The sequence below is a fragment of the Methylotenera sp. N17 genome (assembly GCF_000799155.1).
Classification (GTDB): domain Bacteria; phylum Pseudomonadota; class Gammaproteobacteria; order Burkholderiales; family Methylophilaceae; genus Methylophilus.
This window is the reverse complement of sequence record NZ_JUGE01000001.1, coordinates 1,558,269-1,577,426: the sequence shown is the minus strand read 5'-3', so window position 1 is coordinate 1,577,426 and position 19,158 is coordinate 1,558,269. Positions and strand designations below refer to the sequence as shown.

Genomic DNA, 19,158 nt, shown 5'->3' with positions numbered 1-19,158 from the left:
AATTGAGATGAGTGAGGGCTTATTTAAAAAGATTGGGGCGTTTACCCGTGTATTTGGCGGCCGTAATTGGCTGGCAACGCCTATACATTCGATGATTGATAAAGTTATTCCAGCGGAAACGCAAGAAAGTTTGGCTTGGGATCAAGAAGCGGATATTGCCATTGTTGAGCAAACGCCGCTTAAAGCCAAAAAGTTGCTCTACACCATTTTGGCTGTGATGGTGGCGTTGTTGGTATGGGCAGCATTTGCACAAGTCGATGAAATTTCGCGTGGTGAAGGACGTGTGGTGCCGTCACGTCAAGTGCAGGTAATCCAATCACTCGATGGTGGGATTGTTTCGGAAATTTTAGTCAAAGCTGGAGATGTAGTGAAGCTAGGGACGCCGCTGATTAAGATTGATGAAACGCGCGCGGCTTCCTCACTCAAAGAGAATCAGGGGCAGTATTTAGCGCTGTTAGCAAAAGAGGCACGATTAAAGGCACTGGCGAATGGCACCAGTTATAGTCCACCTGCACAGGTGCAGCAAGATATGCCTCAAGTCTATGAGCAAGAGCGTGCTTTATATTTGGCCAGTCGCGAAGAGTTGGATTCCACCGTGAATATTGCGCGCGACCAAATGGTACAGCGTGAAAAGGAATTGATAGAAGTGCAGTTTAAAAAAGAAATTGCAGAAAAGACTTATGAGTCGGCCAGTAAAGAGTTGGCTGCGAACAAGCCCTTGCTGGCCAGTGGCGCGGTATCGGAAATCGATATTTTAAGATTAGACCGGGAAGCAACGCGAGCACGAGGAGACATTGACCAAGCGCGCGCGCAAATTAGCCGGATCCAAGTCTCTATTTCTGAGGCTAGACGTAAAATTGCCGAAGCCGAGCAATCTTTTTTAAGTAAAGTGCGAACTGAGCTCAATGACACTTCGGCCAAGGTGAATAGTCTCACCCAAACCAGTGTGGCGCTTACCGATAAAGTAAAGCAGTCCATGTTGAAGTCTCCAGTGAATGGTAAAGTGAGCCGCTTGTTTTTCAATACAGTGGGCGGTGTGATACAGCCGGGTAAAGAAGTAATGGAAGTGGTGCCGACGGATGATAGTTTGATTTTAGAAACCAAAGTCCAAATCAAAGATATTGCGTTTATCAGGCCCGAGCAGGCCGCCATTATTAAGCTCACCGCTTATGATTACACCATTTATGGTACTGTAAACGGCGTGGTGGATAGCATTGCTGCGGATTCAACCGTGGATGATAAAGGCAATGCCTATTACATTGTGAAAGTGCGTACCCAGCAATCTGTCATTGGCAAAGGTTTGCCGATCATTCCGGGCATGATGGCGCAGGTGGACATATTGACGGGCAAAAAAACGGTCTTATCGTATCTGTTAAAACCAGTATTAAAAGCAAAGTCTTACGCGTTCAGCGAGCGATAAAAAGAATCCCTTACAACTATGCAAGATATTTTTGTTACCACACTGTCTCAGCCATTACCTGGCTGGCAACAAGCTTTCACCGATTGCCAGTGTGTGCGTGAGGTCTCAACCACTGCCAATCAAGCACAACTGGTATTTTGGCTACACATGAACGAAGACCGCCAGCATTGGATGCAAGGCGCAATCAAACGCATTACCACGCTTTATCCCAATGCAAAAGTCGTGGTGTTGGCCAATGCGCCGGATCAGGCAGAGGCCTTATATGCCTTGAGTTTGGGGGCAGTAGGTTACAGCCATGCTTACGCGACCGCAGAAGCATTGGCTGAAATCAAAACTGTCATTGCACACGGCGGACTGTGGTTGGGGAATACGCTATTACAAAAGTTGATTGAAGTATCGACCAGAATGACCACTAGCCATAACTCGCATGTCAACAGCTTGTTGAATCAGCTGACGCAGCGCGAGAAAGAGGTGGCGGTAGAGGCCGCCAAAGGGCTAAGCAATAAAGAGATTGCCCGTATTTTGAATATTACGGACCGTACTGTGAAAGCGCATTTGGCTTCTATTTTTGAGCAACTAAAAGTCAAAGATAGGTTGCACTTGGCGTTAATTCTCAACCAAAATTATCAAATTTAATACACCAGCTTTTACGCTAATCTACCTGACGTATACATAGTCACTGTATTTCTAACTGGCGCGCGTATGCTTACTCGTCCATACGAATACCCGGCCCAGTCAGGCCATCCATGCCCACTTCTGTTAACGCTGCGATTTCGGCTTCTGTATTTACCCCTTCGGCAATGGTGTAGATACCTATTGAGTGCACAATTAAACATAACCCACGTAACAATGATTTATGACTCTCGTTGATATCAATGCCACGGATGAGAGAGGCATCAAATTTCACATAGTCTAATCCGAGGTCGTGTAACTCACCCAAGCGTGAAATGCGTAAACTCACATGCTCCACACCCACACGGCAACCCAGCATTTTGAGTTGACGGGTAAAGGTTTTAAATTCATTCAGATGGTTAAAGGCGGCGGTTTCCGGGACTTCAAAACTCAATAAATCAGTGTTGATGCCTTGCTGTTGAATGAGCCTTTCCGCTGTTTTAAGGTAAGTAGCGTCCCGCATCGTGCTTTCGGATATATTCAAGCAAATGGGCAGGTTATGCTGCGCTAGCAAGCCTATTGCGGTTTCTAGGGCAAGCGTGTCAATCGATTGAATTAAGTCGAGTTGAATGGCCCAGTCAATAAACTCGCCAGCAGATAGCCATTTACTATTTTCCTCTAGCTGCAAACGGACGGGGCTTTCGTAATGAATGAGCTCGCCGTGAATGGTGAGCACTGGGTAATGTTCTAGTTTGACTCGATGATGCGTGATGGCATTGCCGAGTAATGTTTTCCACTCGTTGAGGTATTGGTGTTTAGTGGCCACAATACTGTTCGCATTTACGATACGGAAGTTTTGTGCGTTGTTGAGATGCGAGAGCTCTAGAATAAAGTCGAGTGCTTTAAATAAGTGTTGGCTTTCATCGGTAAATTTAGTCTTAGTGACTACACAAGCAAATAGCGGGGCTTGATACTCGGTGTGCGCGAGTGTCATCGCATCCAGTAAGTTTTCCTTAAAGTGTTGTGCTAATACAAACTCATCTTTGGGTTGGTCGCAAAATATTGCAATATCGCGCCCACTAATACGGCCTGCAATCAAGCCTTCTTGGTGACTGGAAATGGAGGTGATGGCGCCGCTGATTTTTTTGAGCATTAAATTGGTTTGATGGTAACCAATATCGCGGTCAATCTCAGCAAGATTGCAAATGCGGATGATAATGAGCGCGCCTTCACCAAAGCTTTCTTGGTGCAGTTTTGAATCAACCGTATTCATAAAGTAATCGTGATTCATTAAGCCGGTGGCATCGTCATAATTGATTCTTAAACGTAATTCATCCAAGCGCTCAGATTCTTTGTTCAGATTTTCTTTGACGCGTGTGGAAAGCTGATTCATTTCTCTTACCACGGCTTTAAATTCTGTCGTTTTGGGCTCTTGAATATTAATAAAGCGACGCTCGCCAATTGCTTGCGCCTGCCCAATCACATCATCCAGCGGTTTCAAAATCCTTCTTAACAACTGTCCGCAAGCAATATAGGCAATTAAGCTAATGGATAACACCCAAATCAACATGTTTTTGACCGCATGCCATAATCGGTCATAGGTAAAGTTCACATCACTTTCCACATGCACCGTGCCGTATTGCGTCCAGCCAGTTTGAATGTTCGAGAATCCTGGGGTGACGTTAATCGGCACACAGCGTGTGAACCAATCAGGGGCGATGGTGCTGCTGTTGGGGTTGACACGCTCGGTAATCAGTTTGCCATTGGGGTCAAACAGACCGATATAGCGATAATGACCCGCATCAAACTGTGCCGAAATGAATAAATCAATCATCGTGGCATCTTTTTCCATTTGTGACATAGCAAGTGCCAGCACGTTGGCATTGTCCAGATTTTTCTTCTGCAGCTCTTCTTCTAGGTATTGCTTGCTGTCGAGTGTACTAAAAATCAAACTGCCACCCGCCGTTGCGATAATGACAAGAAATAATGCGATTCGAATTTGATGAATGAGTGACATGGTCTTTTCCTTAACTCTTTTATTCTATTCCATCTGCACGAATGCGTAACAACACATCCCGCCACTTTGATAAATGTTGTTGTGAGCTGGCTTTGGGTTGCGTGCTGCTGCCTACCCATAGGCCTTTATCGTTAAAGCTAAAAATCGGGTTTAAATCTGGTCGCTGCGATGCAGGTAAAATATCCGGAATCAGATTGTCCAGAATAAGGGGTTCTGACGTGGGGGTTTTGTAATAACTCAGCACCATATGGGCTTTGACGACTTTTACATCTTGATCATACAGTTGCGCGCGTACGTAAGTCAGGCGTAATTTCTCATTGGAAATATTCAGCGCTTTTAAAAATACGTATTTGGCAATGCTAAAGTCTTCGCAGTCGCCCGCCTGCATGCCAATCGATTCAAGCGGGGTCGCCCAGTAATCGGATTGCTTCCATAAATTTAAATCGTCAACAAATTCAAGTTTTCGATTAAAAAATCCGTTAATCGCAATAAGCTTTTCTTCGTCAGATGCGTTACTGACGCGATTGAGTGCTTGGTTGAGCTCGCCTATGCTTTGCACGGCGTGGTCGCCATAGCGCTGTTTGGCAAGTTCGGTTAAGCGATTAAATTGCACGCCACCGGCATACAGGTATGCGACGCAGCAGAATCCGAGCATGATGCATATCAACATGCGCGCGCGATCGATAACATGAACAATGCTGGTCACAGGTGTTGAAATAACTTGCTCCAAAACAAGGTGCTACCACCGCTTAAGCGAGAATGCACCTATTTAACCATAAGGAAAACCCATTTTCGCTATTTTTACAGTGGCAGACGTATTTGAAAGCCACAATCAAACTGGCTTTTATTGGGTAGTTCTAAAAAGTAGGCGTATTGGCCGTTAGTACAATATTTTTTTGGTAAAAACTTGTGTTTAATGCCAGTGTGGTCAATTTGACTTGCTGTTTTTAATTAATTATTTGGAATAAAACCATGGCACTCATCGGAAAAGTTGTTGCATTAACAGGAACCGCTTACATCACTAAAGACAATGGTGAAAAGCGAGAGCTTCAGTTAGGTGACTCCGTTGAGTTGGGCGATACCATCCAGACCATGTCTGGCGCGCTGGTCGAGCTATCGATGAACGATGGCCGAAATATTAATATTCCAGCCAATCAAATTGTGGCGCTGACCGAAGATTTAGCCACAATTTTTGCGCAAGATAAATTAGATGGGTCTGTGGATTTGGCCACCATTGAGAGTGTAGTCAAAGCCATTGAGTCTGGCCAGGACGTGAACGAAGTGCTGGAAGAAACGGCGGCAGGCAATGCTGGCGGCAGAAATTCTTACGGTTTTGGCTTCGTTAATTTGCTTCGCATCAATGATGTGCTCAATCAATTCAGCTTTGCATACGAATACAATATTGATGGTGAGTTACAAGATGAGCCGATTCGTGCGCGTACGCAAGATGAGTTGAACCTTGATTTAAATAATACCGGATTAACGACAACGCCTTCACTTCCGCCATTGGGCGTGAGCTTAAGCGCTACCTCATCACTGACAGAGGCGGGTGGCGATATTATTTACACCGTGACATTGAGCCGTGCTGCCACCGCTCCCATGTCAATATTGCTTTCCAATGGTCAAACTGTATTGATTCCAGCAGGTGCCAGCACTGGCACTGCAACCTATACCGTTGCACCGAATGACGACCCTTATTTAGACCAATCTACGATCAGCACGACAATCACGACTGTGACTGGTAGCGCTGAGCCAATGACTGTAAGCACAACGCCGGCAGTCACAATAATTACCGATACGGTGGACACCACTGCGCTAACCTTAACTGCAAGCCCCAGCGTAGCTGAGGGCGGTGCGATTGTATACACAGTAAGTTTAAGTAACCCGGCAGGTACAGTAGTCACTGTGACTTTGTCTACTGGCGAGGTTATTGTCATTGCTGCGGGTGCAACATCGGCTTCTATCAGCATTCCGGCACCAACTGACGATGTCTATTTAGATAGTTCTATCGTGACTCGGTCTATTGCAAGTGCAACTGGCGGTAACTTTGAGAACTTGGCAGTGAATACTACGCCAGTCAATACAACGATTACGGATACGGCTGACACCACAACAGTGAGTATTACCGGTACGGCTTCTGTCCTTGAGAATGGTACGGCAACATATACGGTTTCCTTGACCAGCCCAGCGCAAACCAATACTACAATTAACTTAGTCTATAGTGGCACCGCGAATGGTGCAGACTATACTGCGGTCACCAGTGTGACGATCCTAGCAGGGCAGAGCAGTGCAACATTCAATATTGTGATGAATGATGATGCATTGGCAGAAGGCTCCGAAACCTTAGTGGTGGGTATTGGCTCTGTATCTGGCGGTAATTTCGAGAACCTAGTGGTGAGTGGCAGCAACGGCTCTGTCACAACTAATTTGCTTGATAACGACGTTGCTACCGTGACCTTGACTGCAACTGCTAGCATTACGGAGGCAGGTGGCACCATTGTCTATACTGCGACCATCACGCAAGCACCTACCAGCCCACTCACCGTGACGCTTGATAATGGGGTTGTTATTACTATTCCGGCAGGCGCGACCTCTGCCACAGGCAATTACACGTTGGTAGGGAGTGATGATGTATATATAGACCCTACTACCGTAAGCGCTACGATTACTACGCTAAGCGGCGGCGGTATCCTCAGCTCGATTGATCCTACACCTGCAGTGACCAATATTACAGATACTATTGATGTCACAACTGTGAGTTTGTCCGCTACGCCAAGTGTTGCTGAGGGTGGCAGCATTGTATACACAGCAACATTGACCAGTCCGGCGCAAGGTGCAGTCACTGTGACATTGAGTAATGGCAGCACGATTACGATTCCCAATGGCGCAACAACGGGTACGCTTTCAATCTCAGCACCGACGGATGATGTTTATGTCGATACAGGCACTGTCTCACTCACGATTACTTCTGCAACAGGTGGTAATTTTGAAAGCCTTGTAGTCAATGCTGCCCCCGCGACGACGACGATTACAGATACCGTAGATGCGACAACGGTAACATTAACAGCAACCCCTACGGTAGCTGAAGGCGGCAGCATTATATACACCGCGACTTTGAGCAATCCTGCACAGTCAGCAGTGACTGTCACTTTATCTACTGGCGAAGTGATTAATATTGCGGCTGGTGCAACTACCGGCACCACCACTTTGGCAGCGCCGACAGACGATGTGTACGTGGATGCTGGATCTGTTAGCAAAACCATCAGCAGTGCCAGTGGCGGCAACTTTGAGCAATTGAACGTGAATCCGGCACCAGCTACCACCAACGTGACAGACACGATTAATACCACCACCATCAGCATTACAGGCAGTGCAAGTGCTACAGAAGGGGGTACAGCCAGCTATACGGTATCGCTCACCAACCCAGCACAGACTGCACTGACTATCAACATCACCTATGCTGGTACAGCCAGCAATGGCAGTGATTACACTGGTATAGCCGTCGTCACTATTCCGGCAGGCGCTAGCAGTGTCAGTTTTACTTTGCCTATTACAGATGACGTTGCAGCAGAAGGTAGCGAAACGATCGTGGTGGGGATAGGTGCTATTAGTGGTGGCAATTTTGAAAATCTTGTAGTCAGCGCAGCAAATGGCAGCGTTACCACTAACTTGTTAGACAACGATGTTGCAACCGTCACATTGTCAGCCACGCCGAGCATCACAGAAGCTGGAGGTGTCATCACTTACACCGCCACTATCACTCAACCGCCGACCAGTAACTTGACTGTGACTTTGTCTAATGGACAAAGCATCGTTATTCCTGCTGGAGGAACCACGGGCTCGGTCAGTCTATCGATTGCCGGATCGGACGACCCATATATTGACCCTACTACCGTTAGTGCGACGATTACTGCCTTAAGTGGCGGTGGAATTTTAAGCTCGATTGATCCTACACCTGCGGTAACTAACGTGTTGGATACGATTGATGCGACCACCGTCACCCTAAGCTCTGCCACCAATGGCACCGCCATTAGCGAAGGCGGCAGCATTGTATACACCGCCACCGTCAACAACGCCGTGACCGGTACACCATTGGTCGTGACCTTAAGCAACGGCAGCACCATCACCATCCCTGTCGGACAAACCAGCGCCAACAGCGCTGCGGTCCCGGTACGTGCTGACGACGCCTACGCCCAAGGCACACAAACCTTGAGCCCAGTCACCATCAGCAGTACCAGTGGTGCCAACTACGAAGCGGTCAATACCACCGGTACCGTCAACAACACCGTCATCGATGATGCGGATGCGACCACCGTGACCTTAACCGCCTCTGCTGGCAGCGTATTAGAAGGCAACACCATTACCTACACCGCCACGGTCTCCAATGCTGTGACTGGCAGTCCGCTCGTCATTACCTTAGATAACGGCACTACCATCAGCATCGCCGTCGGTCAGACCAGCGGCACCAGTGCGCCAGTCGTGGTCCGTGCGGATGACGTCTATGTGCAAGGCAGCACCACCGTCGTGCGCAGTATTGCCAGCACCAGTGGCGGCACCTACGAAGCCTTGACCACCAGCAGCACCGTCAGCACCACCGTCAATGAAGATGCGGATGCGACCACCGTGACCCTAAGCTCTGCCACCAATGGCAGCGCCATTAGCGAAGGCGGCAGCATTGTATACACCGCCACCGTCAACAACGCCGTGACCGGTACACCATTGGTCGTGACCTTAAGCAACGGCAGCACCATCACCATCCCTGTCGGACAAACCAGCGCCAACAGCGCTGCGGTCCCGGTACGTGCTGACGACGCCTACGCCCAAGGCACACAAACCTTGAGCCCAGTCACCATCAGCAGTACCAGTGGTGCTAACTACGAAGCGGTCAATACCACCGGTACCGTCAACAACACCGTCATCGATGATGCGGATGCGACCACCGTGACCTTAACCGCCTCTGCTGGCAGCGTATTAGAAGGCAACACCATTACCTACACCGCCACGGTCTCCAATGCTGTGACTGGCAGTCCGCTCGTCATTACCTTAGATAACGGCACTACCATCAGCATCGCCGTCGGTCAGACCAGCGGCACCAGTGCGCCAGTCGTGGTCCGTGCCGATGACGTCTATGTGCAAGGCAGCACCACCGTCGTGCGCAGTATTGCCAGCACCAGTGGCGGCACCTACGAAGCCTTGACCACCAGCAGCACCGTCAGCACCACCGTCAATGAAGATGCGGATGCGACCACCGTGACCCTAAGCTCTGCCACCAATGGCAGCGCCATTAGCGAAGGCGGCAGCATTGTATACACCGCCACCGTCAACAACGCCGTGACCGGTACACCATTGGTCGTGACCTTAAGCAACGGCAGCACCATCACCATCCCTGTCGGACAAACCAGCGCCAACAGCGCTGCGGTCCCGGTACGTGCTGACGACGCCTACGCCCAAGGCACACAAACCTTGAGCCCAGTCACCATCAGCAGTACCAGTGGTGCCAACTACGAAGCGGTCAATACCACCGGTACCGTCAACAACACCGTCATCGATGATGCGGATGCGACCACCGTGACCTTAACCGCCTCTGCTGGCAGCGTATTAGAAGGCAACACCATTACCTACACCGCCACGGTCTCCAATGCTGTGACTGGCAGTCCGCTCGTCATTACCTTAGATAACGGCACTACCATCAGCATCGCCGTCGGTCAGACCAGCGGCACCAGTGCGCCAGTCGTGGTCCGTGCCGATGACGTCTATGTGCAAGGCAGCACCACCGTCGTGCGCAGTATTGCCAGCACCAGTGGCGGCACCTACGAAGCCTTGACCACCAGCAGCACCGTCAGCACCACCGTCAATGAAGATGCGGATGCGACCACCGTGACCCTAAGCTCTGCCACCAATGGCAGCGCCATTAGCGAAGGCGGCAGCATTGTATACACCGCCACCGTCAACAACGCCGTGACCGGTACACCATTGGTCGTGACCTTAAGCAACGGCAGCACCATCACCATCCCTGTCGGACAAACCAGCGCCAACAGCGCTGCGGTCCCGGTACGTGCTGACGACGCCTACGCCCAAGGCACACAAACCTTGAGCCCAGTCACCATCAGCAGTACCAGTGGTGCCAACTACGAAGCGGTCAATACCACCGGTACCGTCAACAACACCGTCATCGATGATGCGGATGCGACCACCGTGACCTTAACCGCCTCTGCTGGCAGCGTATTAGAAGGCAACACCATTACCTACACCGCCACGGTCTCCAATGCTGTGACTGGCAGTCCGCTCGTCATTACCTTAGATAACGGCACTACCATCAGCATCGCCGTCGGTCAGACCAGCGGCACCAGTGCGCCAGTCGTGGTCCGTGCGGATGACGTCTATGTGCAAGGCAGCACCACCGTCGTGCGCAGTATTGCCAGCACCAGTGGCGGCACCTACGAAGCCTTGACCACCAGCAGCACCGTCAGCACCACCGTCAATGAAGATGCGGATGCGACCACCGTGACCCTAAGCTCTGCCACCAATGGCAGCGCCATTAGCGAAGGCGGCAGCATTGTATACACCGCCACCGTCAACAACGCCGTGACCGGTACACCATTGGTCGTGACCTTAAGCAACGGCAGCACCATCACCATCCCTGTCGGACAAACCAGCGCCAACAGCGCTGCGGTCCCGGTACGTGCTGACGACGCCTACGCCCAAGGCACACAAACCTTGAGCCCAGTCACCATCAGCAGTACCAGTGGTGCCAACTACGAAGCGGTCAATACCACCGGTACCGTCAACAACACCGTCATCGATGATGCGGATGCGACCACCGTGACCTTAACCGCCTCTGCTGGCAGCGTATTAGAAGGCAACACCATTACCTACACCGCCACGGTCTCCAATGCTGTGACTGGCAGTCCGCTCGTCATTACCTTAGATAACGGCACTACCATCAGCATCGCCGTCGGTCAGACCAGCGGCACCAGTGCGCCAGTCGTGGTCCGTGCGGATGACGTCTATGTGCAAGGCAGCACCACCGTCGTGCGCAGTATTGCCAGCACCAGTGGCGGCACCTACGAAGCCTTGACCACCAGCAGCACCGTCAGCACCACCGTCAATGAAGATGCGGATGCGACCACCGTGACCCTAAGCTCTGCCACCAATGGCAGCGCCATTAGCGAAGGCGGCAGCATTGTATACACCGCCACCGTCAACAACGCCGTGACCGGTACACCATTGGTCGTGACCTTAAGCAACGGCAGCACCATCACCATCCCTGTCGGACAAACCAGCGCCAACAGCGCTGCGGTCCCGGTACGTGCTGACGACGCCTACGCCCAAGGCACACAAACCTTGAGCCCAGTCACCATCAGCAGTACCAGTGGTGCTAACTACGAAGCGGTCAATACCACCGGTACCGTCAACAACACCGTCATCGATGATGCGGATGCGACCACCGTGACCTTAACCGCCTCTGCTGGCAGCGTATTAGAAGGCAACACCATTACCTACACCGCCACGGTCTCCAATGCTGTGACTGGCAGTCCGCTCGTCATTACCTTAGATAACGGCACTACCATCAGCATCGCCGTCGGTCAGACCAGCGGCACCAGTGCGCCAGTCGTGGTCCGTGCGGATGACGTCTATGTGCAAGGCAGCACCACCGTCGTGCGCAGTATTGCCAGCACCAGTGGCGGCACCTACGAAGCCTTGACCACCAGCAGCACCGTCAGCACCACCGTCAATGAAGATGCGGATGCGACCACCGTGACCCTAAGCTCTGCCACCAATGGCAGCGCCATTAGCGAAGGCGGCAGCATTGTATACACCGCCACCGTCAACAACGCCGTGACCGGTACACCATTGGTCGTGACCTTAAGCAACGGCAGCACCATCACCATCCCTGTCGGACAAACCAGCGCCAACAGCGCTGCGGTCCCGGTACGTGCTGACGACGCCTACGCCCAAGGCACACAAACCTTGAGCCCAGTCACCATCAGCAGTACCAGTGGTGCCAACTACGAAGCGGTCAATACCACCGGTACCGTCAACAACACCGTCATCGATGATGCGGATGCGACCACCGTGACCTTAACCGCCTCTGCTGGCAGCGTATTAGAAGGCAACACCATTACCTACACCGCCACGGTCTCCAATGCTGTGACTGGCAGTCCGCTCGTCATTACCTTAGATAACGGCACTACCATCAGCATCGCCGTCGGTCAGACCAGCGGCACCAGTGCGCCAGTCGTGGTCCGTGCCGATGACGTCTATGTGCAAGGCAGCACCACCGTCGTGCGCAGTATTGCCAGCACCAGTGGCGGCACCTACGAAGCCTTGACCACCAGCAGCACCGTCAGCACCACCGTCAATGAAGATGCGGATGCGACCACCGTGACCCTAAGCTCTGCCACCAATGGCAGCGCCATTAGCGAAGGCGGCAGCATTGTATACACCGCCACCGTCAACAACGCCGTGACCGGTACACCATTGGTCGTGACCTTAAGCAACGGCAGCACCATCACCATCCCTGTCGGACAAACCAGCGCCAACAGCGCTGCGGTCCCGGTACGTGCTGACGACGCCTACGCCCAAGGCACACAAACCTTGAGCCCAGTCACCATCAGCAGTACCAGTGGTGCCAACTACGAAGCGGTCAATACCACCGGTACCGTCAACAACACCGTCATCGATGATGCGGATGCGACCACCGTGACCTTAACCGCCTCTGCTGGCAGCGTATTAGAAGGCAACACCATTACCTACACCGCCACGGTCTCCAATGCTGTGACTGGCAGTCCGCTCGTCATTACCTTAGATAACGGCACTACCATCAGCATCGCCGTCGGTCAGACCAGCGGCACCAGTGCGCCAGTCGTGGTCCGTGCGGATGACGTCTATGTGCAAGGCAGCACCACCGTCGTGCGCAGTATTGCCAGCACCAGTGGCGGCACCTACGAAGCCTTGACCACCAGCAGCACCGTCAGCACCACCGTCAATGAAGATGCGGATGCGACCACCGTGACCCTAAGCTCTGCCACCAATGGCAGCGCCATTAGCGAAGGCGGCAGCATTGTATACACCGCCACCGTCAACAACGCCGTGACCGGTACACCATTGGTCGTGACCTTAAGCAACGGCAGCACCATCACCATCCCTGTCGGACAAACCAGCGCCAACAGCGCTGCGGTCCCGGTACGTGCTGACGACGCCTACGCCCAAGGCACACAAACCTTGAGCCCAGTCACCATCAGCAGTACCAGTGGTGCTAACTACGAAGCGGTCAATACCACCGGTACCGTCAACAACACCGTCATCGATGATGCGGATGCGACCACCGTGACCTTAACCGCCTCTGCTGGCAGCGTATTAGAAGGCAACACCATTACCTACACCGCCACGGTCTCCAATGCTGTGACTGGCAGTCCGCTCGTCATTACCTTAGATAACGGCACTACCATCAGCATCGCCGTCGGTCAGACCAGCGGCACCAGTGCGCCAGTCGTGGTCCGTGCCGATGACGTCTATGTGCAAGGCAGCACCACCGTCGTGCGCAGTATTGCCAGCACCAGTGGCGGCACCTACGAAGCCTTGACCACCAGCAGCACCGTCAGCACCACCGTCAATGAAGATGCGGATGCGACCACCGTGACCCTAAGCTCTGCCACCAATGGCAGCGCCATTAGCGAAGGCGGCAGCATTGTATACACCGCCACCGTCAACAACGCCGTGACCGGTACACCATTGGTCGTGACCTTAAGCAACGGCAGCACCATCACCATCCCTGTCGGACAAACCAGCGCCAACAGCGCTGCGGTCCCGGTACGTGCTGACGACGCCTACGCCCAAGGCACACAAACCTTGAGCCCAGTCACCATCAGCAGTACCAGTGGTGCTAACTACGAAGCGGTCAATACCACCGGTACCGTCAACAACACCGTCATCGATGATGCGGATGCGACCACCGTGACCTTAACCGCCTCTGCTGGCAGCGTATTAGAAGGCAACACCATTACCTACACCGCCACGGTCTCCAATGCTGTGACTGGCAGTCCGCTCGTCATTACCTTAGATAACGGCACTACCATCAGCATCGCCGTCGGTCAGACCAGCGGCACCAGTGCGCCAGTCGTGGTCCGTGCGGATGACGTCTATGTGCAAGGCAGCACCACCGTCGTGCGCAGTATTGCCAGCACCAGTGGCGGCACCTACGAAGCCTTGACCACCAGCAGCACCGTCAGCACCACCGTCAATGAAGATGCGGATGCGACCACTGTGAGTATTTCTGGAAGTGCCAATGTGACGGAGGGCGCATCAGGTTCGTATACGGTTTCGCTGACCAGCCCGGCGCAGACAACTGCGGTGACGATAAACTTAACTTATAGTGGTACGGCGGCAAACGGAACGGACTATACGGGCGTAGCTACCGTGACTATTCCTGCCGGGAGCAGCTCTGCTAATTTTAATATTGCGACCATTGATGATTTGTTAGATGAGCCATTAGAAAACTTTACGGTCACCATTGCTTCTGCAACTGGAGGTAATTTTGAAAGTATCGTGGTGAGCGGCACAAATGGTAGTGTTACCACAACCATTACCGATAATGACCCAACGCCTAGCCTGACCATTAACGATGTGACCGTGAATGAATCAGCGGGCACTGCAACATTTACCGTGACATTATCAGCGGCATCAGGACAAACAGTTACCGTAAATTATGCCACTGCAGATGGTACGGCTCAGGCTGGAGTAGGACTTGATTATACTAATAGCACAGGCACAGTGACATTTACGCCAGGGCAAACGACACGAACCATTACCGTGCCCATTAATAATGACGCCATTGATGAGCCAAATGAAACATTCTTTGTGAATTTGAGCGGTGCGACCAATGCGACGATTGCAGATTCCCAAGGCGTAGGCACCATTATTGATAATGATGCTGTGCCCACTATCCAGAGCGTGAGCGCTGCAAGCGTAACAGAGGGCGGTAATTTGGTGCATACCATTACATTGACCAATGGATCTAGTGTGGCGACTACGTATGCTTATAGCTTGGGTGGTGGTACAGCTACGTCGGATGTGGATTACAGCAGTGCTGTGACGTTCTCAAATGGCGTTACTTTAAGTGGTGGCATATTAACTGTGCCAGCTGGCGTTACTAGCTTTACTGCAACTATCGCATCGACTCAAGATGCGATAGATGAGCCTAATGAGACCTACAACTTGACCGTAGGCGGCGTTACCGGCGTGGGTACAATCAATGATGATGATGCGGCGCCTGCACTGAGCGTAAATAATATTTCAGTCGCGGAAGTGGATAACCTCAACGCAGTGTTTACTGTGAGCTTGTCTAACCCAAGTAGCAGTGCAGTCACAGTGAGTTTAAGCTTTGCCAATGGTACAGCCACTGGCGGTGGCACAGCAAACCCAGCGGCTAGCTCTACCCAAGATTATGGCAACAACACTCGTATGCAGGTCTCTACCGATGGTGGTGTGACTTGGTCGGCGTTTGGTGTAAACACGGCGACATTTGCTGCAGGAGAAACCACTGTTCTTGTTCGCACAGCTATCAACCAAAACACTGGTGGTACCGAGCTTCAAAACGAGACATTTACGCTATCTGCCAATGTCACCACTGGCACTACCAGCAATACAAATGCTACCGGCACGGCCACCATTGTGGATGAGCAAATCACCGTCTCTAGCCCTACGGTGACAGAAGGGGCGACATTATCCTACGCCGTGACAATTTCAGCCCACGCTGCTGCCGTTGATTTATCGCTAGCGCTCAGCGGTACGGCATCGCCTACCGATTATGGCGCAATGACTTTCACGAATGGCGTGACTTATAACTCAGGCACCGGGCTGATTACTATTCCCGGTGGTGTGACAAGCTTCAGCGTCAGTATTCCAACCGTGAATGATACGTTGGATGAGCCAAATGAAACATTGTTGCTGACGGTTGGCGGTGTGACAGGCACGGGTACGATTACCGATAATGATCCTACCCCAAGCTTAACGATTAACGATGTCACCGTGAATGAGGCTGCCGGTACCATGACGTTTACGGTGACCTTAAGTGCAGCAAGCGGTAATACGGTGACCGTGAATTACGGCATGGTGAATCAAACAGCATTGTCTGGTAGTGACTATACTGCCAGCTCTGGTACCTTAACTTTTGCCTCTGGCGTCACCACGCAAACCATTACAGTGCCTATTCTGAACGACAATATATATGAAGGCAGTGAAACCTTTAGAGTCAATTTGAGTGGTGCAACCAATGCGACGATTGCTGATGGTATCGGTATCGGTACGATACGCGATGATGGTGCAGGGGCAGGTGGTACGGATAACGATACGCCAACATTAGCCGTGTCCAGTCTTACTGTGTCAGATCAAACAGCAGGCTTTGCGCAATTCGTTGTGTCACTCAGCAATCCGTCTTCTGTGGCGACTACCTTCAGTTTGGCGCTTGCTAATGGCACAGCCACTGGCGGCGGCGTAGATTATGGTGCAGCAGGTGCGACCAATATTCAAGTGTCGACAGACAATGGCGCTACTTGGAGCAATGCGACTACTGCGACTATCCCAATCAATGGTACTTATGTATTGGTGCGTACACCAATTACGCAAGACAACATTACTGAAGTCAGTGAAACCTTTACGCTGACAGCGACCAGGACGGTAGGTGTTACTACCAATACCTCTGCTGTGGGCACAGCCACCATTACGGATGTCAATAATGCACCAGATGCAATCAACGATGTACCGGTTAGCAACTTGCAGGAAGACACTGTGAACTCAGTGTTGGCGGGCAACGCGATATTGGGTGGCAGTGGCAATGTAGCTGATGCTGATCCTAATAACGATACGCTGTTTATCACTGGGGCAGTGGCAGGTACAGGTGCCGTGGTGGGCGCAGTGCCATTAGGTTCTGCACTTACAGTCAGTGGTATTTATGGCACGTTGGTGATTAACTCTAATGGTACTTATACCTACACCTTGGACAACAGCCGCATCCAGACGCAAAACATCTTGGGTGGGCAAACAGTCAATGATGTCTTCACGTATCGGATTACGGATAACAATGGCGGCTTTGATACTGCCACGATTTCAGTAGCCGTTCTTGGTACCTTAGACTTAACCGCGATTACACCAGTGCCAGTAGCGATTGTTGCAGATGGTCTGATGGGTGAATACTACGGATACAACGAAACCGTGGTTGCCGGTAATCGTGTGCATGCTGATGATGGTACTGCAACGGCATTGGGGACAAGCGCGAATATTGAATCGGTAGAAGATGTGACTGCGATTATCAATGGCCGTAATTTGGCTATGGGTGGCCCTGGCAATATCGTAGGGACGTCTAACGCAGCAGCAACCAATGCAGCCGATGTAAGGTTTAGTGTACGTAGCTTAAATTATGGTAATGATTTGCAGACAGACGAGTTTGGCAATGATAGGGCTGTGAACGGTAACTTGGGTACTAACCCTAACACCGCAGCAGGCTCTGGTTTGCCAGGCTATGATTACACGTTAACCAATCGAGAGTTGTCTAACTTCTTGTACACAGATGCTGCAACTGCCGTAGTGCAAACAGGCACACCAGTGGGCGCAACGGTAGGCACACAAACAGGCTTAGGCACAACCACAGATGCGATTATCCGAATGACAGGGTTTGCGTATCTAGAGCGTGGTAACTACGACTTTAGAGTCTATGCGGATGATGGCTTTAGATTGAAAGTCGGCGGTGAAACGCTGATTGAGTTTGACGGCAATCAACCACCCACCACACGTACGTTTACCAACGTGGAAGTGTCCGATTTGATTTCCGGATTCACCTCAATTGAGTTGTTGTATTGGGAACAAGGCGGTAATGCCAACTTGCAGTTTGAGTTTAAACTGACATCCAGTTCAACATGGGTACCATTCTCGCTAGATAGTATTGCGTTCTTCTCAGCAGCTAACTTGCCTAATATTACAGATACACGTATCCAGGATATTGTTGAAGACGATGTCATCAATCAGCAATACTACTTGCGGACAGGCTCTGTGTTGGATGGTGATGGTAACACCAACACTTTGACGGGTGCAGAAGGGCGAGACTATATCCAAGGCTTTGGCGGTAACGACATCATGTACGGATATGGCGGAGCTGACTACCTAGATGGCGGAGACGGTGACGATACCTTGTATGGTGGAGACGGTGCTGACATTCTGATTGGTGGCGCTGGCAACGATACGATGATTGGTGGTTTGGGCGATGATATCTATCGCATAGACAGTGCTGGCGATGTGATTGTTGAGAATGCAAATGAGGGTACTGACAATATCGAGATTGCAGCTACTTATAATCCCGGTACCTATACCATTGCCACCAACTTTGAAAACGTTACGCTAAGTGGATCGTTTAACACCAACGTGACAGGTAATGCTGTCAATAACCGAATCATCGGTAATGATGGTAATAACACCTTAATGGGTTTGCTGGGCGATGATCGCATCATAGGCGGGGCAGGCAATGATACGCTTACAGGCGACACTGGCACACCTGCCAATGGCACGCTTGGTAAAGATATTTTTGAATGGAATCTTGCTGATAAAGGCACGTTAGGTGTACCGGCCATCGATACTGTGACTGATTTCCGTTACGGTGGATCTGGCAATGCGACAGTGACCGACTTTAATGCAACAAGAGTAGATGCGCTAGATTTACGCGATTTACTACAAGGCGAAGCCTCTACCTTGTTGAATACCGGAAGCGTTCCTAATATTGGTAACTTGCTGAATTATATTGATATTAATATCAATGGCGGCAATACCGAAATCCGAATTAGCTCGGCAGGTGGATTCACTGGCGGCACTTATAGTGCAGCGCAAGAGGATCAACGTATTGTCTTGCAAGGCATTAACCTGTATACCGCGACCGGCGCAACAGCTGGCAATGAAACAGATTTGCTACAACGTATGTTGGCCAATGGTGCTTTAGTTGTGGATTAACATTTATTAACACTGTTTGATGGTTTTTAGAGGGGGCGGCGCGATTTGGCTGCTCCCTTTTTCTTTACTTGGAAAGTTATGTATAGTATATTCAGTTCAGGTTTTTTTACTAACC

Annotated in this window: 5 protein-coding genes; 3 read left to right on the top strand and 2 right to left on the bottom strand. The window is 51.1% G+C overall.

Features of this window, described 5'->3' with window-relative positions; all coding sequences use genetic code 11:
- The first annotated feature begins 7 nt into the window (after positions 1–7).
- Both FG11_RS07515 and FG11_RS07510 read left to right on the top strand, forming a co-directional pair.
- On the top strand, positions 8–1,420 hold the full coding sequence (locus tag FG11_RS07515; protein ID WP_047534075.1) for an HlyD family type I secretion periplasmic adaptor subunit: 1,413 nt from the start codon (positions 8–10) through the stop codon (positions 1,418–1,420).
- 18 nt (positions 1,421–1,438) lie between these two features.
- On the top strand, positions 1,439–2,056 hold the full coding sequence (locus FG11_RS07510; protein ID WP_047534074.1) for a helix-turn-helix transcriptional regulator: 618 nt from the start codon (positions 1,439–1,441) through the stop codon (positions 2,054–2,056).
- 70 nt (positions 2,057–2,126) lie between these two features.
- Here FG11_RS07510 and FG11_RS07505 read toward each other — a convergent pair whose 3' ends face one another.
- Complete coding sequence (locus FG11_RS07505) at positions 2,127–4,049, bottom strand: bifunctional diguanylate cyclase/phosphodiesterase (RefSeq protein ID WP_047534073.1); 1,923 nt, start codon at positions 4,047–4,049, stop codon at positions 2,127–2,129.
- A gap of 19 nt (positions 4,050–4,068) precedes the next feature.
- Entirely contained in the window at positions 4,069–4,719 is a 651-nt protein-coding gene (locus tag FG11_RS07500) for a transglutaminase-like cysteine peptidase (RefSeq protein WP_052185085.1), read from the bottom strand.
- Positions 4,720–5,021: 302 nt separating this feature from the next.
- On the opposite strand from FG11_RS07500, the gene FG11_RS07495 reads away from it, so the two are divergent.
- Positions 5,022–19,043, top strand: a complete 14,022-nt coding sequence (locus FG11_RS07495; RefSeq protein WP_047534071.1) for an immunoglobulin-like domain-containing protein — start codon at positions 5,022–5,024, stop codon at positions 19,041–19,043.
- Positions 19,044–19,158 lie beyond the last annotated feature (115 nt).

Coding starts and splice junctions, on each gene's coding strand:
- FG11_RS07515 (WP_047534075.1), top strand. CDS start 8: ATGAGTGAGGGCTTATTTAAAAAGATTGGGGCGTTTACCCGTGTATTT.
- FG11_RS07510 (WP_047534074.1), top strand. CDS start 1,439: ATGCAAGATATTTTTGTTACCACACTGTCTCAGCCATTACCTGGCTGG.
- FG11_RS07505 (WP_047534073.1), bottom strand. CDS start 4,049: ATGTCACTCATTCATCAAATTCGAATCGCATTATTTCTTGTCATTATC.
- FG11_RS07500 (WP_052185085.1), bottom strand. CDS start 4,719: ATGTTGATATGCATCATGCTCGGATTCTGCTGCGTCGCATACCTGTAT.
- FG11_RS07495 (WP_047534071.1), top strand. CDS start 5,022: ATGGCACTCATCGGAAAAGTTGTTGCATTAACAGGAACCGCTTACATC.